General features: G+C 65.0%; 17 protein-coding genes. 4 read left to right on the plus strand and 13 right to left on the minus strand.

Annotated elements, in window-relative coordinates:
* Nucleotides 1-16: 16 nt before the first annotated feature.
* The 3 genes from DV532_RS13615 to DV532_RS13625 all read left to right on the plus strand — a co-directional run bounded on the left by DV532_RS13615 (nucleotide 17) and on the right by DV532_RS13625 (nucleotide 4,458).
* Nucleotides 17-1,297 (plus strand): hypothetical protein, encoded by a 1,281-nt coding sequence (locus tag DV532_RS13615; protein WP_056803733.1) that lies wholly within the window; start codon nucleotides 17-19, stop codon nucleotides 1,295-1,297.
* 136 nt (nucleotides 1,298-1,433) lie between these two features.
* Nucleotides 1,434-3,635, plus strand: coding sequence for an LTA synthase family protein (locus tag DV532_RS13620; protein WP_056803730.1), 2,202 nt, complete (start codon nucleotides 1,434-1,436; stop codon nucleotides 3,633-3,635).
* Nucleotides 3,636-3,729: 94 nt separating this feature from the next.
* Nucleotides 3,730-4,458, plus strand: coding sequence for a thioredoxin family protein (locus DV532_RS13625; RefSeq protein WP_056803727.1), 729 nt, complete (start codon nucleotides 3,730-3,732; stop codon nucleotides 4,456-4,458).
* Nucleotides 4,459-4,494: 36 nt separating this feature from the next.
* Here the strand turns inward: DV532_RS13625 and ureG are convergent, their stop codons facing one another.
* From ureG to xerC, 9 genes are all read right to left on the minus strand, one after another.
* Complete coding sequence (ureG, locus tag DV532_RS13630) at nucleotides 4,495-5,118, minus strand: urease accessory protein UreG (protein WP_056803724.1); 624 nt, start codon at nucleotides 5,116-5,118, stop codon at nucleotides 4,495-4,497.
* Between the two features lie 11 nt (nucleotides 5,119-5,129).
* The gene (locus tag DV532_RS13635) at nucleotides 5,130-5,804 is read right to left on the minus strand and encodes an urease accessory protein UreF (protein ID WP_056803721.1); all 675 of its coding nucleotides are present in this window, start codon (nucleotides 5,802-5,804) and stop codon (nucleotides 5,130-5,132) included.
* Entirely contained in the window at nucleotides 5,804-6,349 is a 546-nt protein-coding gene (locus DV532_RS13640; RefSeq protein ID WP_056803718.1) for a HupE/UreJ family protein, read from the minus strand. The genes DV532_RS13635 and DV532_RS13640 overlap by 1 nt, the downstream gene beginning before the upstream one ends.
* Before the next feature lie 17 nt (nucleotides 6,350-6,366).
* Entirely contained in the window at nucleotides 6,367-6,864 is a 498-nt protein-coding gene (gene ureE / locus DV532_RS13645; RefSeq protein ID WP_056803715.1) for an urease accessory protein UreE, read from the minus strand.
* Nucleotides 6,865-6,874: 10 nt separating this feature from the next.
* Nucleotides 6,875-8,578: an urease subunit alpha gene (ureC, locus tag DV532_RS13650; protein ID WP_056803712.1), complete on the minus strand. Its 1,704-nt coding sequence runs from the start codon at nucleotides 8,576-8,578 to the stop codon at nucleotides 6,875-6,877.
* Nucleotides 8,575-8,892: an urease subunit beta gene (locus tag DV532_RS13655; RefSeq protein WP_056803709.1), complete on the minus strand. Its 318-nt coding sequence runs from the start codon at nucleotides 8,890-8,892 to the stop codon at nucleotides 8,575-8,577. The genes ureC and DV532_RS13655 overlap by 4 nt, the downstream gene beginning before the upstream one ends.
* Nucleotides 8,893-8,911: 19 nt before the next feature.
* Nucleotides 8,912-9,214, minus strand: coding sequence for an urease subunit gamma (locus DV532_RS13660; RefSeq protein ID WP_003256923.1), 303 nt, complete (start codon nucleotides 9,212-9,214; stop codon nucleotides 8,912-8,914).
* 9 nt (nucleotides 9,215-9,223) lie between these two features.
* Nucleotides 9,224-10,057, minus strand: a complete 834-nt coding sequence (locus DV532_RS13665; protein WP_056803706.1) for an urease accessory protein UreD — start codon at nucleotides 10,055-10,057, stop codon at nucleotides 9,224-9,226.
* 278 nt (nucleotides 10,058-10,335) lie between these two features.
* Nucleotides 10,336-11,250, minus strand: coding sequence for a tyrosine recombinase XerC (gene xerC / locus DV532_RS13670; RefSeq protein ID WP_056803703.1), 915 nt, complete (start codon nucleotides 11,248-11,250; stop codon nucleotides 10,336-10,338).
* A 214-nt stretch (nucleotides 11,251-11,464) separates the two neighbouring features.
* On the opposite strand from xerC, the gene DV532_RS13675 reads away from it, so the two are divergent.
* Nucleotides 11,465-12,646 carry an NnrS family protein gene (locus DV532_RS13675; RefSeq protein WP_082477088.1) on the plus strand — a complete coding sequence of 394 codons (1,182 nt, stop codon included), beginning with the start codon at nucleotides 11,465-11,467 and terminating at the stop codon, nucleotides 12,644-12,646.
* On the opposite strand, the gene DV532_RS13680 is transcribed toward DV532_RS13675, so the two are convergent.
* From DV532_RS13680 to DV532_RS13695, 4 genes are all read right to left on the minus strand, one after another.
* Nucleotides 12,643-14,913, minus strand: coding sequence for an ATP-dependent DNA helicase (locus DV532_RS13680; protein ID WP_056803700.1), 2,271 nt, complete (start codon nucleotides 14,911-14,913; stop codon nucleotides 12,643-12,645). The two genes, DV532_RS13675 and DV532_RS13680, sit on opposite strands and share 4 nt — an antisense overlap.
* Nucleotides 14,910-16,565, minus strand: coding sequence for a VRR-NUC domain-containing protein (locus DV532_RS13685; RefSeq protein WP_056803697.1), 1,656 nt, complete (start codon nucleotides 16,563-16,565; stop codon nucleotides 14,910-14,912). Before DV532_RS13685 ends, DV532_RS13680 begins: the two co-directional genes overlap by 4 nt.
* A 99-nt stretch (nucleotides 16,566-16,664) precedes the next feature.
* The gene (locus DV532_RS13690; RefSeq protein ID WP_056803695.1) at nucleotides 16,665-18,026 is read right to left on the minus strand and encodes a GntR family transcriptional regulator; all 1,362 of its coding nucleotides are present in this window, start codon (nucleotides 18,024-18,026) and stop codon (nucleotides 16,665-16,667) included.
* The gene (locus tag DV532_RS13695) at nucleotides 18,026-19,411 is read right to left on the minus strand and encodes a hypothetical protein (protein ID WP_056803692.1); all 1,386 of its coding nucleotides are present in this window, start codon (nucleotides 19,409-19,411) and stop codon (nucleotides 18,026-18,028) included. Before DV532_RS13695 ends, DV532_RS13690 begins: the two co-directional genes overlap by 1 nt.
* Nucleotides 19,412-19,421: the final 10 nt, after the last annotated feature.

A 19,421-nucleotide genomic window follows, 5' to 3' on the forward strand; every position in this document is an offset into this window, starting at 1 on the left:
AAGGGACGGCCACCCCATGCACCGATCTTTAACGCTCAAAGCTTTTGTGTGTTTGACAACTTTGGCCCCGGCCACAATGCTCTACGCCGCTGCCGACCCTCAGGTCGAGGCCCTCAAGCAGGAACTGATCGAACTGAAACGCCGCTACGAGGCCCAGCAGCAAGCACTGATGGTGCTGGAGCAGCGCGTGCGCCAGGTCGAGGAAGCCCCTGCAGCGCCACAGCCCAAACGCCTGGTCAAATCCCCGGCCGAAGGGGTCAAGGGAGCGCAGACCGTGGCCTCTGGCGCGCCGGGCACCAGCGGTAGCTCCTACGGCCAGGCCCTCACTGCCGACTCGGAGCCGGCGCAAAGCGTTTCCAACCTGTATGACGAAGCCAGCGGCTTTTTCGGCGGCGGCAAGTTCAGCTTCGAAACCGGCGTCACTTACACCCACTACGATACCCGCGCACTGGTGCTCAACGGCTTCCTGGCGCTGGACTCGATTTTCCTTGGCAGTATCAACCTTGACCGGGTCAAGGCGGATAACTGGACGTTGGACATGACTGCCCGCTACAACCTGGCGCAGCGCTGGCAGTTCGACGTCAACGTCCCTGTCGTGTACCGCGAATCGACCTACTCTTCCGGCGGCGCCGGTGGCGCCGGCGCGAGCACCTCGGACGCAAGCGTGACCCGGGACCCGGAAATCGGCGATGTTAACGTCGGGGTTGCCTATAAATTCCTCGACGAGGACGAGACTTGGCCTGACGCCGTCGCCACCTTGCGGGTCAAGGCCCCGACAGGCAAGGACCCCTATGGCATCAAACTGCGCCAGGTCGATGGCAACGACAACCTGTCGGTGCCAGAAAGCCTGCCGACTGGCAACGGCGTCTGGTCGATCACACCCGGCCTCTCGCTGGTCAAGACTTTCGACCCAGCCGTGCTATTCGGCAGCCTCTCCTACACCTACAACATGCAAGACTCGTTCAGCGACATCAGCCCCCAAGTCAACAGCAAGGTGCCGGGTGACGTGAAGCTGGGTGATTCCTGGCAGATCGGCGGTGGTATCGCCTTTGCTCTGAACGAGAAGATGAGCATGTCGTTCTCGGTGTCTGACCAGTTCGCCCGCAAGAGCAAGATCAAGCCGGATGGCGGCGAGTGGCAGTCGATCACCAACAGCGACTACAACGCGGCCAACTTCAACATCGGCATGACCTTTGCGGCCACCAACAACCTGACCATCGTGCCCAACTTGTCCATTGGTCTGACCGACGATGCACCGGACTTTTCCTTCAGCCTGAAATTCCCCTACTACTTCTGATACTTGCCATCGGCCGGGCCCGCGCGAGCGGGCCCGGCTTTTGGTTACCAGCCTTGTAGCCGCCCGCGTTCCCTGCCCTGGCCTGTTATCATCAAGCACACAAGCATGACGATTTAATGGCAAAAGGGAAGTTTTTGTGAAGAACCTGTCAGACCACTCTCGCGTCCGGTTGGTCGCCTTGGCGAGCCTGGTGCTGGTGATCCCGCTGGGGACGCGCGCCATGCTGGGTTGGTCAAACCCGCTCGGTTACCTGTCCGACCTGGCCCTTGGCAGCCTGCTGGTGTTGCTGCTGCACCGCCGGCCTTGGTGGCTGGCCCTGCCCGTGCTGCTGGCGTGGGCAGCTCTGTGGGTGGCTTCAGCCGAACTGGTGAGCGCGGTAGGCCGGTTGCCCACCAGCGCCGACTTGGCGTACTTGGCGGACCCGCAATTCATGGAGAATTCGACCGGCGGCGGCCTGGCCCATGCCTGGCTGCCGTGGGCCCTCGGGGACGGCCTGCTGGCTTGGCTGGCCATTGCCTGGCGCAGCCGCGCTCACCGCGGCCAAGCGCTACCGCGCAAGGCCTGGGCCGTTCCACTGCTGCTGTTTGGCACCCATTGGGGCAGCCAGCAACTGGCACCGTCGGACGCCGACCAATGGCGGCAATACAACCTCACCCACCAGCTGTTGTCCGCCAGTGCAGGCAATTTGCAGCGCCAGGTCGAAGGCTGGTTGGGCCAGACGCAAACCTTCACGCCGCTGCCCAGCAGTGGCCTGACCCAGTCCGACCTGCATGGCCAGCGCCTGCTGGCCGGGCCTGGCAATGCCCGCAACTTGCTGCTCATCACCGTCGAAGGCATCCCCGGCGCCTACCTGCAGGCCAACCGCCAGGCCCTGCACAGCCGCTTTGACGAAAACCTGATGCCCAAGCTCAGCCAGTGGGCCGAGCGCGGCATGAACACCCCCGATTACGTGCTGCACACCCACCAGACCATCCGTGGCCTGTACGCCATGCTCTGTGGTGACTACGACAAGTTGGCCAACGGCACGCCCAAGGGCGTCGAGCTGCTGACCCAGAACGAACGCAACCAGGCCTGCCTGCCGGCACAGTTGCGCCAGGCCGGCTTCACCACCCACTACCTGCAAGGCGCCGGCCTGCGTTTCATGGCCAAAGACCGCATCATGCCGCACATCGGCTTTGATGCGGTGCACGGCCTGGAGTGGTTCAGCAACCAGAACTACCTGGATTTCCCCTGGGGCAAGGACGACCGGGCCTTCTTCGAAGGTGCGCTGGACTACGTCGGCCAGTTGCAAAAGCAGGGCCAGCCCTGGATGCTGACCCTGCTCACCGTGGGCACCCACCAGCCGTACTCGGCGCCAGCCGAATACCTCGAGCGCTTCGACACGCCTAAACAGGCGGCCGTTGCCTACCTGGACGACGCGCTCGGGGCGTTCCTCGACAACCTCGAACGCCAGGGCGTGCTCAAGGACACCCTGGTGGTGGTCACCTCCGATGAGTCCCACGGCATCGATGGTGTGCGCCTGGCCTCGTCCTGGGGCTTCAACCTCACCCTGGCCCCGGAGCAGGCGCAGCTGCCGCACATCAAGCGTGGCACCTATGGCCATGTCGACCTGGCCACCTCCCTGCTCGACTACTTTGCCCTGCCTATTCCAATGGCGCTCGGCGGCCGCTCGCTGTACCGCGACTACGACAGCGGTCGCGAAATGATCGCCTATACCAACGGCATGTTGCGTTACCACAACGGCCAGGGCGTGTTCACCGAATGCGACTTCCAGCAGCGTTGCCGGCGTTACGCCAGCGAGGGTTTCATCGCCGACCAGGCGCGCTACCTTGGCCCCGGTGAAAACCTGCTCGGCCAGCAGATCGGTGCACTGGCCGGGGTGCTCGACCAGTCCCTGCTGCAAACGCCACTCAACCTGCGCTACCAGTTTGGCGGCCCTTCGCCGATACAGCTGCGCAAGCGCATTGACGATGACTGGGCCGACAACCTGATTGGCGCCCAGTACCTGGAAATGCCGGGGGGCTCGCATACCCGCGTGCGGGTCAAGGTACGCTCGCTGGACCCTGAGCACGCGGCCTATATCCAGCTCAAGGCCAAGCAGTTGGAGCAAGATGTGCCTTTGGGCTTGCCGGAGGAAGTGAAAGTGACCGCTGACGAGCCGCTGGAAATGGAGTTCAGCTTCGACAACCCAACCGAGCGCAAGGCGTTTTCCTTCCATTTACTGGGCTATGGCGGTGGCCAGGTGGAAGTCAGTGACTTCAGCGTCATCACAGCGCTGCCGGGGGAAGATGAGCCGGTGGATGAACTGGTCGAAGGTCCTATCGCCCATTCGGGTTAAGCACCACACCGCTCATCGCCCAGCCTGCGGAGCCTGTCGATTCAACCCTGCGCTGCTCGACTAGTGTCTGAATCCCACTTACGGAGACAGCACCATGAGCACGAGCGAAAGCAGGCACCCGGTGGTTTCCCGCAGCCAGTGGCTGGCGGCCCGACAGCAATTGTGGCTGCACGAAAAGGCCTTTACCCACCACCGCGACGCGCTGGCCGCAGCCCGTCGCGCCCTTCCATGGGTCAAGGTCGAGCGCGACTATCGCTTCCACGGAGCAGACGGCGAGCTGAGCATGGCCGACCTGTTCGCGGGGCGCAGCCAGCTGCTGGTTTACCACTTCATGTTCGCCGAGGGCTGGAGCGAAGGTTGCCCCGGTTGCTCGTTTTTGGCCGACCACTTTGACGCTGCCAACCTGCACCTGGCCCACCACGACGTGTCGTTGGTGGCGGTGTCACGGGCACCGTATGACGAATTCCAGGCCTTCCGCCGGCGCATGGGCTGGCAGTTCCCCTGGTACTCATCGAACGGCAGTGGCTTCAACGAGGACTTCGGTGTCAGTGTTGCCAGTGAGGGCCAGCGGCAATACAACTATGAGCCATATGACGGCAGTGAAAGCGAGTTGCCCGGGTTGAGTGCGTTCTACCGTGAGCCGGATGGCAGTGTGTACCACACCTATTCAACCTATGCCCGCGGGTTGGATATCCTGGTCAACACCTACAACTTCCTCGACATTGCGCCACTGGGGCGCAACGAAAGTGGAACCATGGACTGGGTGCGGCACCATGACCGCTATGCCCAGCAGCCAGACAAGCCTCACTGCTGCCACACCTGAGTTCGTTGCCTTGGGGCTGCTACGCAGCCCCAGCCTTCAGTTGCGTACCCCCAACATGCCGCGCTCGACGATGAAGTCGATCACCGCCTGCAGCCCCTCGCCCTTCTTCAAGTTGCTGAAGGTCCACGGCCGCTGCGGGCGCATGCGCTGGGTATCGCTCGCCATCACTTCCAGCGAGGCCCCCACATAGGGCGCCAGGTCAGTTTTATTGATCACCAAAAAGTCCGATTTGGTAATGCCCGGGCCGCCCTTGCGCGGGATTTTCTCGCCCTCGGCCACATCGATCACGTAGATGGTCAGGTCCGCCAGCTCTGGGCTGAAGGTGGCGCTCAGGTTGTCGCCGCCGCTCTCGACGAAAATCACCTCAAGGTTGCCAAACTTGCGCGCCAGCGCTTCGACTGCCGCCAGGTTCATCGAAGCGTCTTCCCGAATCGCCGTGTGTGGGCAGCCGCCAGTTTCCACGCCAACAATGCGCTCCGGCTCCAGGGCGCCGGCTTCGGTAAGGATGCGCTGGTCTTCCTTGGTGTAAATGTCGTTGGTAACCACGGCGATCTGGTAGTGATCGCGCATGGCCTTGCACAGGGCTTCGAGCAGTGCAGTCTTGCCAGAGCCGACTGGGCCGCCGACACCGACGCGCAGGGGTTGTTGATAGCTTTGCATGCAGGCAGTCCTCAAGAACGGAACAAACGGGTGTATTGGGTTTCGTGACGTGATGAAGCAATCGCCAACATTGGCAGGCCACCGCCGAGTTGGTCGTCGTCCAAGGCCAGCGCCTGGTCGAGGGCCGCGGGCAAACCAGCACTCAGGTCGCGCAGTAAGGTCTGGGCAGCCTGTTGGCCGAACGGCACCAGCTTGACCCCGGCCATCACCGCGCCCTCCAGCCAGGCAAAGCCATGGCCCAAAGCCAGTTGGCGCAACGGGATAGCCCAGTGCGCAGCCAACCAAGCCATGCCGCCCAACTGGGTGAGTTCCAGGTTGGCGCGCCAGGCCGGTGCCTGGCCCAGTTGCCAACCATCGAGTAGCCGCGCCAGCGCCGCGCCGCGCTGCAGCTCTTCCAGGCGCAGCTCGGCGGTTTCGCGGTTGGCCAGCAAAAACCGGCTCCACCGCTCGAAGGCTGCAACGTCTTCGGCTTGGCAGGCGCGATACAGGCGCGCCAGCACCGGCCAGTCAAGGCCGGCCAGGGTGTCGTCGAGCTGCTCGCGCTGCCAGGCAGCGAAACCGTCTACGCCGCGTACCCAGCCCGCCTCGACCGCCCATTCCAAGCCTTGCGAGTAGGTGAAGCCACCCACCGGCAAGCCGGGGCTGGCCAGCTGCAGCAGGCGCAGTAACGCCAGGTCGCTGTTCATCAGCCGGCCAGTACCACTGCGGCGCCGGCCAGCAGGCCGCCACCAAAGGCTTGCTGCAGGCGGCTGTGCCGACGCAACAGGCAACCCACCGCGAAACCAGCCGCCAGCAACAGGCCGCTGACCATGACGAACCCGGCGCTGAATTGCCAGAACGCGCTTGGCGTGGCCTCCACACCATGGGCCCAGCCATGGAACAGGGCGAACACCGGCATGGCCATGGCCAACAGCCGTTGCCGGCTGGGCAGCAGCACGGCCCCGGCAACCACCAGCAGCGACACGGCAATCAGCGTTTCCATGCCCAGCACATCGCCAAACAGGTGGCCACACACCGCGCCACCGAACATCGCTGCCAGGGTTGCCAGAGGCAGCGTCAGGCTGCGCCTGCTCAGCGCGGCGAGCACCCCGGTGCCCAACAGCATCAGCAGGTGGTCAAGGCCGGTCAACGGGTGCAGCAGGCCATCTTGCAGCGGATTGCTGTCATGCCCGGGGTGGGCAAAGGCTGGCAGCGCCAGCATCAGCAGAAACAGGGCGAAAGTCTTTTTCATCGGTTGCTCCAGGCAGTTCAGGAATGGGCAGGCAGGCGCACGAACGGGTGATCGTGGCCGTGGGCATGGCTATGGCTGTGCGGCGCGCTCTGGTAGGCACCCGCCTCAGGCTCGAACGGCGCCTGCTCGGCGTGTACGGTCAAGCCCAGGCCGCGCAGCATGTCGTCCAGCACATGGTCGTGCTGGAAGCGCAACAGGCCGGGCTCGATCTGCAGCGGCACATGGCGGTTACCCAGGTGATAGGCCGCGCGCGCCAGCAGGTGCGGGTCGGTGCAGTGCACCGTGGACACCGCTTCGGCCGCCGCCAGCACGCGGATCAGTTGGCTGCCCTCGGCATCGGCCAGCAGTTCACCGCCGCGCAGCAGGTGGCCGCGTTCGAGCAACAGCCCAGCTTCGCGGCCATCGTCGAGGGTTACCCGCAGGCGGCTCTTGATGCGGCTGTCCACATCCAAGGTGACGGTGCCAGTTTCGGCACGGGTGCCGGGCTCGGTGATACGGCGGGTCAAGACAATCATCGGTGCTCCTTCAGAACAGGAAATAACGCTGGGCCAGCGGCAGTTCGCGGGCCGGCTCGCAAACCAGCAGCTCGCCATCGGCACGCACCTGGTAGGTCTGCGCATCCACCTCGATCAGCGGCTGCAGGGTGTTGTGCACCATGTCGGGTTTGCGCACTCGGCGGCAGCCGTGGGCCACCCCGATCAAGCTGCGCAGGTTCAGCTCCGCGGCCAGGCCACGGTCTATCGCCGCTTGCGGCAGGAAGGTCATGCGCGTGGTATGCCGCGCTGCGCCCAAGGCGCCGAACATGGGCCGGTAATGCACCGGTTGCGGCGTGGGGATGGAGCCGTTGATATCGCCCATGGGCGCGGTGACTATCATGCCGCCCTTGATCACCAGGGCCGGCTTGACCGCAAAGAACGCCGGCGCCCAGAGCACCAAGTCGGCCAGCTTGCCCACCTCCACCGAACCTACCTCGTGGCCGATGCCGTGGGTCAACGCCGGGTTGATGGTGTACTTGGCGATGTAGCGCTTGACCCGGAAGTTGTCGCTGTAGGCTGTGTCCGGCGCCAGTGGCCCGCGGCGCAGCTTCATCTGGTGGGCGACCTGCCAGGTCCGCAGCACCACCTCGCCGACCCGGCCCATGGCCTGGGAATCGGACGAGGTCATGGCAAAGGCGCCCATGTCGTGGAGGATGTCCTCGGCAGCGATGGTTTCGCGGCGGATGCGCGATTCGGCGAAGGCCACGTCCTCGGCGATGCTTGGGTCCAGGTGGTGGCAGACCATGAGCATGTCCAGGTGCTCGTCCACAGTGTTGACGGTGTATGGCAGGGTGGGGTTGGTCGAGGACGGCAAGACGTTGGCCTGCCCCGCCGCGCGAATGATGTCGGGCGCATGGCCGCCACCGGCCCCTTCGGTATGGAAGGTGTGGATGGTACGGTCGCCAATGGCCGCCAAGGTGTCTTCGATGCAGCCCGACTCGTTGAGGGTGTCGGTGTGAATCGCCACCTGGATGTCCATTTCTTCGGCCACGCCCAAGCAGCAGTCGATGGCCGCCGGTGTCGAACCCCAGTCTTCGTGCAGCTTGAGGCCAACGGCACCGGCTGCGACCTGCTCGCGCAGCGCTTCAGGGCGCGAAGCATTGCCCTTGCCCAGCAAGCCGATGTTGATCGGCAGGCTGTCGGCCGCCTGGAGCATGCGCGCCAGGTACCAAGGGCCGGGCGTGCAGGTGGTGGCGTTGGTGCCGGTGGCCGGCCCGGTGCCGCCGCCAATGAAGGTGGTGACGCCGCTGTTCAGCGCCTCCTCCACCTGCTGCGGGCAAATGAAATGGATATGCGAGTCGACGCCACCGGCGGTGACGATCTTGCCTTCGGCCGCGATCACTTCGGTGCCGGGGCCCACCGGCACGTTGACGCCGGGCTGCACGTCGGGGTTGCCGGCCTTGCCGATCACGGCGATACGCCCGTGCTTGATGCCGATATCGGCCTTGACGATGCCCCAGTGGTCGATGATCAGGGCATTGGTCAGGACCAAGTCCATGGCTTCGGCGGCCAGCATCTGGCCCTGGCCCATGCCATCGCGGATAACCTTGCCGCCGCCAAACTTGACCTCTTCGCCATATACCGTGAAGTCCTTCTCCACGGCTACCCACAGCGCAGTGTCGGCCAGGCGCACGCGGTCGCCCACGGTGGGGCCGAACATGTCGGCATAGGCCCGGCGGGAAATTCGGCTCATGCCCTGCCCTCCAGCGCGCCCATTACCTTGCCCTGGAAGCCGTACACCTCACGCTTGCCAGCGTAGGCCACCAGTTGCACGGTGCGCGCCTGGCCCGGCTCGAAGCGCACAGCGGTGCCAGCGGGGATGTCCAGGCGAAACCCCCGGGTCGGCTCGCGCTCGAACACCAGCGCCTCGTTGACTTCGTAAAAGTGATAGTGCGAACCGACTTGCACCGGCCGGTCGCCATGGTTGGCCACGGTGACGCTGACCGTCGCGCGGCCGCTGTTCAGCTCGATGTCGCCGTCGGCGACCTGGATTTCACCTGGGATCATGCGGGGCTCCTGGGCAGTTTCAGACGATGGGGTCATGCACGGTCACCAGCTTGGTGCCATCCGGGAAGGTCGCTTCGACCTGCACGTCGTGGAGCATTTCGGCAATGCCGGGCATTACCTGCTCGCGGCTCAGTACCTCGCGCCCCAGGCTCATCAGCTCTGCCACGGTGCGGCCATCGCGGGCGCCTTCCAACACCGCAGCACTGATCAGCGCCACGGCCTCCGGGTAATTGAGCTTCAAGCCACGGGCCAGGCGCCGCTCCGCCAGCAACGCGGCGGTGAACAGCAGCAGTTTGTCTTTCTCTCTTGGGGTCAGCTCCATGGCGCTCTCTCAGGTGGCCCAGATACGCGGTGGGCAAGCCGGCAGGCCAAGGACGGCCGGACGCAGCACATGCCACAGGCGTTGCAGGGTGCGTTGCAGGTGTTGGTTGTCATGGTCGAGCACGCGGATCACCAGCAGTGACCCGAGCAGGGTGGCGCCGGCCGGGTTGCCCAGGTCATCGAGCAGTTGGCGAACCTGCTCCAGCACAGCCTGGTCGGCAGGTGCCGCGCAGAAGGTAGCAAGCAGTGGGTGCCCGCCAAGCTTGGCCAGGCGCCCGCCTTCTAGGCGCAGCCGCTCGTGCAGGCCGACTTGGTCGGGCAGTTCGATGTGCAAACGGCTGTCGAGCGCCCCCTGGTCGAACCGCTCGTTCATCACCGGGCGCCCCAGGCACAAGGTTTCCCAGGCCAGCAGGCGCGCCCCTGGTTCGAGGGTGAAACGGCTGTCGAGGCTGGCGCGTGCGCCGCAAAAGAAGATGCTGTCCTGCGGCAGCCACTCCAGAGTGCTGTCGGCCGCCAGGTGAAAGCGCTGGGCCAGCCATGCGGTCGGGCCGATGCTGCGATAGAACTTGCTGGCGCCGGGCATGGTCAGCAGCGCGTGGCTGCCGGGTTCCAGGTGGACGTCCAGCTCCAGGCGGTCGCCGGCGACGATGCCACCGGGTGGGTGCAGCACATAGACATGGCACGGCGCACCTTCGGGATAGAACGGCCGCTGCACCAAAAGAGGTCCGGAATGCCGCCACGCACCAAGGCGGGTCACATCACCGCGCCGGACGAAGCGCAACTGCAGGTGGGCGCTCCAGCCTTCAGCGTCTTGTTGTGGTTCGATCTGCTCCGCGAGCGACATCCTGCGGCCCCTGAAATCCGTGGCCTGCTGGCCGTTTAGAGGGCAAGGCATGCACGGTTACAGCGCGCGCGGCCTGACCACTCGATCAAATTCTCAGGCTGGACATAGCAGGTTGCGGGCCAACTCTGCCGGTTAACGACGATTCAGTTTTTACCGCAGCCGCTCTGGTATCGAGCATTCAGGGGTGGGTGCACAATGCGGGGGCGCGTAGTGGCCCTGTTTCGGTGCCGGGCCGCTGTACGCAGAAACCCACAGCACTGCGTCAACGGGTCGGCTAATCAGTAGTCGAAGCGGTCCACTGCCCGCCGGCGCTCGTTGTCATCACGCCGGTCATAGATGGCAGTGGTCTGGATGTTGGCATGGTGCGCCAGCTTCTGCGCAATCGACAGGTCGTGCTCTTCGATCACCCGGGTGATGAACGCCCGGCGGAAGTCGTGCGGCATGATCTTCACCCCCACTTGGGCACCGCGCTGGCGGGCGATGTAGTAAATGGCATGCTTGGTGATACGCGCCCGGGTGATGTGGTTACCACGACGAATACGGTTGAACAGGAACGGGTCGTCTTCGGCCCCGGCCGGCAGGTCCTGGCGGCGCAGGTCAAGCCATGCCTGCAACTTGTCGAACGCCCAAGGCGGGGCGTACTTGATCAACTGGTGGTTGCCCTTGCCCAGCACCTGCAGGCTGCGCGCCTCGAAGTCGACCTGGCTTAAGTCGATGTCCACCGACTCTGACTTGCGCATGCCGGTGCCATACAGCAAGGCGATGATCGCCGCATCGCGCACCCCTTGTGGCCGGGGGTCGGCCGCGCACACATCCATCAGCTCGCGAATCAGGCTGCGCCGCAGGTTGCGCCCCGGCGGCAGGCGGCTGCCGGTGGCCGGCTTGACCTCGCGGATGCGCAACAACTGCTCGTGGTCGATCAGGCCCTGGCGCCAGGCTTCGTTCATCACCCCGCGGATGGCGTTGACGTACAGCGACGAACTGTTGGGCGCGTAGCCGTCTTCACGCAAGGCCGCTACTAAGGCGATCACATGGCCAGGTTCAAGCCGATGCCAGGGCACATCGACGATATTGCAGTCGACAAAACCCAGCCGGTCGGCGGCGTCCTGAAGGATGTAGCGCATGGTTTGCTGGCTGGAGGGCGCCAGGCGGGCCATGTACTGCAGCAGTGGATTTTTCGAGAAATCGGACAAAACGTGAATCCTGTAGCGAAGTGTTGGCCAGCGGCAAACCGGCCAAACTGTGAAGCAAGTCAAAACGACATACCAGCAAGTCGAGATGACAGCGCACGGCGCAGGTCATTCGGACCCCGAGAGGTGCCATCACCTTGATATACATGGGGTTTGAAGCTGGCACGGATTGTGATGTTACCCCAATTAAGCCTACTGAACGAACGAAGGTCCGCCCATGCTTGTGCAACCGATCGCTTCACGCCCACGCCAGGCCGTCTGGGGCCTGGGTTTCCGTCCATTCTTCCTGGGCGGCAGTTTGTTTGCGCTGGGCGCCTTGCTGTTATGGGCCGGCGTACTGGCCGGGGCACTGCAGCCCACGCCTGCCGGCGGCATGCTCGCCTGGCACCGTCACGAAATGCTCTATGGCTTTGCCGCCGCCATCGTCGCCGGTTTCTTGCTGACTGCGGTGCAGAACTGGAGCGGCATCCCGGGCCTGAGCGGGCGTGCGCTACAGGGCCTGTTCCTGCTCTGGCTGCTGGGCCGGGCGAGTTGGTTCATGCCGCTGCCGAGCGGCTTGCTGGTATTGATCGAGGGCAGCTTCTTGCCGCTGGTGGCCGTGGCCCTGGCGCGACCGATCGTGCAACGGCGCTTGCGCAACAACTACCCAATCGTCGGCCTGGTGCTGCTGATTGCCGCCTGCCAGTGGCTTACCCTGGCCGGTTGGCTGCAGCAAGACGAACTGTGGCAGCGGCGCGGGGTGTTTGCCGGGTTGTGGCTAGTCGCGGCCATGATGGCCGTGCTTGGCGGGCGGGTGATTCCGTTCTTCACCCGGCGCGGCTTGGGCAACATGGCACCCGCTGCGGCCCGCCCCTGGCTGGACCGGGCCTGCCTGCTGTTGAGCGTGGCGGTACCACTGGCCTTTGCCTCGGGCTTGGCCGATACACCCCATATAGGCTTGGCCGTGCTGTTTGGTGCCTTGTTCGTCCTGCACGCTGCCCGCCTTGCCTTGTGGCATGACCGCGGCTTGTGGCGGGTACCGCTGCTGTGGTCGCTGCACCTGGCCTATGCCTGGCTTGCCGCAGCCTGCCTGGGCATGGCGCTATGGCACGCCGGCGTGGCACTGCCCCCCAGCCTGGTGACCCATGCCCTGACCATCGGCGCCATGACCGGCCTGATAATGGCGATGATGGCTCGGGTTAGCCTAGGCCATACCGGCAGGCCGCTGCAGGTGCCAGCTAGCATTGGCTGGGCCTTTGCCCTGATACAACTGGCAACGTTGGCGCGGGTGGTACTGGCCCTGTTCACGCCGCTGGGGGTGAGCCTTTCAGTGCTGTGCTGGAGCCTGGCGCTGCTGCTGTTCCTGCGCCATTACCTGCCCATCCTGCTGCGGCCACGGGCAGACGGCATGCCGGGCTAGCTGCCCTCCGGAACGGCCGTAGGCCACCACCCCGGGAACATCTGCTGTACCCGGGGTTCGGCGAAGCGCTCGTCGATCAGTACCAGCACGCCACGGTCCTGATCACCCCGGATAACTCGGCCTGCCGCCTGAATGACCTTGCGCACACCTGGGTAGAGATAGGCGTAATCGAACCCCGCACCAAACTGCCGCCCCAGGCGCTGCTTGAACTGCTCGTTGACCGGGTTTACCTGCGGCAGCCCGAGCGTGGCCACAAAGGCACCGATCAGCCGGGTACCCGGCAAATCCACCCCTTCGCCGAAGGCGCCGCCCAACACCGCAAAGCCTACCCCACGGCCATTCGCGACAAAGCGTTCGAGAAAAGCCGCGCGGGCTGCTTCGTCCATGCCCGGTTGCTGGGCCCACAAGGGTATTTGCGCATGCTGCTCGGCGAGCAGCGCGGCCACCTGCTGCAGGTACTCGAAACTGCTGAAGAACGCCAGGTAATTACCCGGCATTCGTGCGTACTGCTGAGCAATCAACTGCACAATCGGCGCCAGGGAGGCTTGGCGCTGCTGGTAACGGGTGGAGACCTGGCTGGCAATGCGCACCTCCAGCTGTTCGGCGCGAAACGGCGCCGCCACTTCCAGCCAGGCGGTATCGGCCGGCATACCCAGCAGGTCGCTGTAGAAATGCCGCGGGCTCAACGTGGCGGAAAACAGCGTCACACTGCGCGCTGCCTGCATACGCGGGCCTAGCAGGCGCGCCGGGTTGACATTGCGCAGGCACAGGGTGGCCAGGCGCCGCTGGCGCGGGCCTTGGCGCTGGCTGATGTCGAACAGGAAGTGCGCGTCGAACAGTTCGGCAACCCGGCTGAACTGCAACGCCTGGTAGAAGAACTGCAAAACCTGCGGGTCGATTTGCGCAGGCGCCTGGTTCATCTGCTCCTGGATCAGCCCGATGCACTGCTGCAGAGCGCGCAATAACCCGTCTGGCAACGCCTCGCTGGCCTGGTACGGCGCTCGCTGCTCCTTGTAAAGCGCGTTCCACTGCCGGTTCAGCCGGTCCAGTGCACTGACCAGCCCATGCGGTTTGCTTTTGCGCAGCGCCAGCAGTTGGCCCTGGTCGAGGCTGGCGCTGTACATGGCGCGGCCGCGTTCGACCAAGTTGTGTGCCTCGTCCACCAGCACTGCCACCCGCCACTGGTTGGCCTGGGTCAGGCCGAACAACAAGGCGTGGGCATCGAAGTAGTAGTTGTAATCCGCCACCAGCACATCGACCCAACGCGCCATCTCCTGGCCCAGGTAGTACGGGCAAACCTGGTGCGCCAGGGCCACATCGCGCAGCTGCGCGCGGTCGAGCAACGGCAACGCTGCCGCCGCCTCGCGCGCTGCGGGCAGGCGGTCGTAGAAGCCTGCCGCCAAGGGGCAGGACTCTCCATGGCAGGCCTTGTCGGGGTACTCGCAGGCCTTGTCGCGGGCGATCAGTTCCAGTGTGCGCAGCGCCGGCTGCGGCGTGGCGTCGGTGATCTGGCGCAGGGCATCGAGGGCCAGCGCCCGGCCTGGGGTCTTGGCGGTAAGAAAGAACAGTTTGTCCAGTTGCTGCGGCACCATGGCTTTGAGCAGCGGGAACAAGGTGCCGAGGGTCTTGCCGATGCCGGTGCTGGCCTGGGCCATCAGGCAGCGGCCGGTACTCACCGCCTTGTACAGGGTTTCGGCCAGTTGCCGCTGGCCCTGGCGAAACTGGGCATAGGGGAAAGCCAACGCCTGCAGGCCCTGATCACGCTCGGCCAGGCGCCGCGCCTGGTAGTGGGCCCAGGCCAGGAATACCTGGCATTGGCTTTCGAAGAAGGCCTGCAATTCAGCCGCCGTGCAGTGTTCACTGATCAGCGTCTGGCCATCGCTGTCAACGTCCAGGTACACCAGCGCCACCTCGATGGCCGACAGCTGGCGTGCCTGGCACATCAACCAGCCATACACCTTGGCCTGTGCCCAGTGCAGCTGGCGATGGTTGGCCGGCTGGCGCGCCAGGTCGCCGCGGTGGGTCTTGATCTCTTCCAGGCGGTTGCAGGCTGGGTCGTAACCGTCGGCGCGGCCACGCACCTTCAGCGCTTCGAACTGGCCTTCGAGGGCGATTTCCGACTCGTAGCCGGCAGCGCGCTGGGCCACCACCCGCTGATGCCCCTCGATGCCCTGCTGGGCGGTGGGCGATGGCGTGAAGCGCAGGTCCAGGTCGCCGACCTTGGCGCTGAACTCACACAGGGCACGCACCGCCACGCTATAGCTCACGGCGCTTCGCGCCAGCGTACATGGCACACCGCGACCGGCAGGCCGTGGGCCCGGCAGAACTCCAGCCAACGTAGTTGGTTGTCCTGCAGGCGGTCGCCAGGGCCCTTGACCTCGACCATGCGGTAGCGGCATTGCTCCGGCCAGAACTGGATCAGGTCGGGCATGCCTGCGCGGTTGGCGCGAATGTCCTGCAACAGGCGCAGGAAACACTGCTGCAGATGCGCCGCGGGCAAGCAGGCCAAGGCCTGCTCTAGCAGCTCGTCGCTGAGCACGGACCAGCTTACGAATGGAGACTGCAGGCCTTGCTTGGCGGCGTAGCAGTCGAGAATCGCCTGGCGATGGCTACCATCGTCGAGTCGCCCCAGGCAACGCTCGAACAGTGCACTGCGCCGTTGCTGGAAATCGCTGTCATGCAAGTCCTGGGGGGCGGCCTGGAACGGGTTGAAGAACGCGCCCGGCACTGGGGCGAAGATCGCCTCCCAGCACAACAGGCCGAACAGGCTGTTGAACAGTGTGTTCTCCACGTAGTGCACCTGGCTACCGCCCTCGGCCTCGGCGAGGTGCTGACGCACTGCCTCCTCCACACCTAGCGCGGCCTGCTCGCGAGGGAGCTCAAGCTCGATCAGCTCCAGCGGTGCAACGCGTTGGCGCCGCTGGGGTGGCCCACCGAGCTTGCGTGCCAGGCGTGGCAGCATGCGTTCCAGCGCCTGCACTTCCAGTGCGTTGGCCGGTGCCGCCGCCAGCTGCAACGCCAGGGCGTGGGCTTGGGGCCACTGCTCGCTACGCTCCAGCACCCGCACCTGGCGGATGCGCGCCTGGGCATGGCTGCACTGGGTGTAAACGGCCATGGCCTGCACCCAGTCGCCCAGGCGCTCGCAGCGCTGGCCCAGGGCGAATAGCAGGCGTGCATGGCGCCGGGCCAACCAGGGGTTGTCGCTATGCAGCCCCTGCATGGCGGCCAGGATCGATAGCGGGTCGGCACCCTGCTCCAGGCGTTCGGCGCACTGGTGCAACGCCATGGCCAAATCGACTTCGGCGCGTTGCTGCAAGGCACGCGAATCAGTGCTGAACGGCACCTGTTCGTAGCGCAACAGGCCAAGGTCGGCGAGGACGAAGTCTGACCAGTCCTGGTACAAGTTACCGAAGAACAGCAGGCGCATGCGGTCGCACAGCGGTTGCAGGCACCACTGCAAGATGCGTACGCCACTGTCCGGGAACCACTCGGCCAACGAGCGCGCGTGCAGGCCCAGGGGTTGCAACTGCGCCAGCAGGTCCCGCTTGGCAGCGCGGGGGCGGCCCAACTGGTGGGCGAAACAGCGGGCCAGTTCCTCCTTGCGCAGCACGGCGAACAGTTGCTCCAGCGCCAGCTGTGCGGGCTCCCGCACCCAACCGAGGGCCAGCAACGGTTGCAGGGCCTGCCCGGTGTCGCCGATTTCGGCATAATCGAGGCGATCGTTGCGAAACAGCTCACCTTTGCGCATGACCATGCGCACCATCAACGCCTGTGCCGGGACGGCCAGCTGGCTGAAGGTGCGGATGAAAGCGAGCTCCTGATCGTCGAGCAGGTCTTCATAACGCTGTTCGACCCACAGCAGGACCTGGCGGAAATTGTGCAGGTAGTAGAACGGGTCGTCGACGGAATGGGCGATCACGAGGCAGGGTCGGGTAGCGGAAACAGACACTGGTTATACATACAGATAACTAGCCCTGCAAGTGCCGTGGGTCAGCTCGCGCTGCCCTCCCCCAACCGATCAACAGCTATTGCCTTGCCGGCCGGGCCGCCCGCAGCGCAGTTCCAGTGCCTGGGCCAGGCGCTCCACGGCCTGCTGCAAGGCCCCCGTTTGCTCATCTAACCACGCCAGTGCCAGGTACTGCTGATACCGCCCCTGCAGGCTGAACTGCGCTCCCGGCAGCGCATGCAGTGCTGAACCCGCCAGCGCCGCAACAATGTCCTGCCACGGCAGCGGTTGGCGAAAACGCACCCAGAGTGTGCGCCCGCCCTCGGGCATTTCCAACGCCACGCGCTGGCCGAACTGCAACTCCAGTGCACGTGCCAGGCATTGCACGCGCCGTTGCAGGTCCGTTCGTAGCTGTATGAACTGCGCCTCCACCTCCCCCCTGCTCAGCATGTGCGCAAGCGCCTGCAAGCGCAGGGGCGCAAGCCGAAATGCGCGGTCGGCAAACGCCTCGGCCAACGCGGCAGCATGACCCAGCACATAAGCGTAGGGCGCCTCGGCCCCCACCACGGCCTCGAACGACCCCAACACCAACAACCAGCGGGGGTCTACCCAGTCGCGCAGGCGCTTGGTAGGCGGGCCACTGTAGCAGTGGTCACTGTCCAGGTCGTTTTCCAGCAACCAAACCGGGTGGTGACGAAGCAACAGGCCGAGCTGCTGCTGGTAGTGCGGGGAAACTAACCGCCCGTGCGGCATGCCAAGGCACGACGGCATGACCAGCATGCACACCGGCTCACTCCCCAAGAGCCGGGCCAAGGCCCGCAAGTCCGGGTTGCCGCGCGTATCCGCTTGCACCTCCAAAACACGCATGCCGGCACGTGCCAGGGCCCGCAACACCTGCCTGCAACAGGGCGAGTGCACCAGCACGGCCCCGCCTTGCAAGGCTAGCGCAGCAAGCAGGGTGTCCAGCAACGCCTGCACATCAGGGGCCAGGTGAACATCCTCGGCACGCCAGTACTGGCTGGAGGAGCGGGTATAACGTTCAGCCACTGCATTGCGCAGGCGGGCGCTGCCGAGCTCTTCCCAGGGTGCAACGCTGTGCGCACGCTGCCGTGCCAAGCGCCGCTCGTGGGTAAACAGGGCTCGCTCGAGCATAGGCTGTGCCGGCAAAGGGGGCTGCCGGGGCATGGCCGCAGGCTCTCCTCCGGCAGCATTTTGCACGTAATAGCCCGACCTCGGCAGGCACTGTACGCGGCCCTCCTCCTCCAGCAAGCTATAAGCACTCTGCACAGTGGCCAACGACACCCTCAGCCGCCGCGACAGTGCGCGCAGCGACGGTAAACGGCAGGGGCTACCGCTTGGCGCTTCGTCGATCAACGCTTGCAAGTAGCGGTACACCTTTCGGTAGGCGAACTCACCGCTGCCCGGCGTTACCATCAGGGCAGCCCCGCAAAACCACGCTGCCGCACCAGCGGGCGTCGCGGCAGCAACTTCAGGTGGATATCGCGCCGGGTCAGGGTGCTCATGAGGCGCCAGGCCGTCATTGGTAAACGCCCGTCATAGATTGCCCGCAATTGCGCCAGCGGCAGGCCGCTGGTATTCACCAGCCAGTCTTTCACCGCCGCTGGGCAGGGTTTGCCCTGCAGGGCCCGGTGCAGGTACGGCAATGCCACCAGCATGTCGGCATGCCGGCACTGCAGGAACCGTTCAAGGTTTTTGCCCTGCCTGGCAAACGGGCTGAACAGCAGGCACACCAGTTGGGTCTGGTCGATGCCGTAGGCTTTGCCAAGCTGCAACTGATGCGCATCGCGCCGCTGGCTGGCGCCCGGCTTACCAGCCAGCCTTAGCGCTGGGCGACTGGCCTGCGGCTCCAGGCTACGTGCGCGCAGTTCGTGCAAGTGCGCCGGGGCCAACGGGTCAACGAACGCCGCCAATGGCCAGGCGTCCTGGGCAGCCTCGAAACAACAACCCAGCATACGGTCGAGTTGCGGCGCTTCGAGCAGATGCGGCAACAGGTCGTCAATGGTAATTATCCGCAGCGGCGCGTCCTCCGCCGCTGTGCCCGGTGTCGGTTCGGCCAAGACGCCGAGTGGCCCCCCGACGGTACCGTGCAGCCAGCTCAGCCCCTGGGCCAACGCTGCCAGACACTGATGCGCCCCGTGTGGGCCGCGCGCCCCGGCCATGCGCAAGCTGCGCCTGGCCCACGCCAGGTAACGGCGCCGCTGGCGCGCAGGGATGGCGGTGACCAATACGTCGGCAGGTGCCTGGGCCCGCAACGCAAAACCCACAGCATCCGCCAACTCTAGGTGCAGGCGGCAACCCAGCAGGGCTTCTGGCCTGGCATCGACCAGATGGCCGAATATCAACATGGCATCTCGGGCTTGCAGCCAGCGGTCGCACGCTGTCGACGGCTGGCGGTTGAAAGGTACCACCGCACGCCCCTCGATCATTTGCAGTTGCACCCGTGCGTCATCCTGCATGAACAGGGCACTGAAGCTGCGTTCATGGGCTTCAAGCGTGGCGCTGTCGGCTGCGGGCAAGCTGGCCACCAGCACTTGCAACTGGAACGTTACCGGCGCGCGCAGGGCAATGCTCAACTGTGCGGCGCGTAGCATGGCCAGCAGCCGGGCACTGCGGCGATCGCTGCCCTGCAGCACCAACAAGCGGAACGTGCCGATGTACTCGGGCCCACCTGCTGCAACCAGCAACCGTTGTATCAGCAACTGCAAAGAAGCACGCTGCGCTTGGGACATATGACTTAGCAAGCGCTCAAGTACTTGCTGGTAGATATACTGCATAGCCTGATCGTGAATAGCAGTCACGAAATCACCT

The organism is Pseudomonas sp. Leaf58 (assembly GCF_003627215.1).
In the GTDB taxonomy this organism is placed as follows: Bacteria; Pseudomonadota; Gammaproteobacteria; order Pseudomonadales; family Pseudomonadaceae; genus Aquipseudomonas.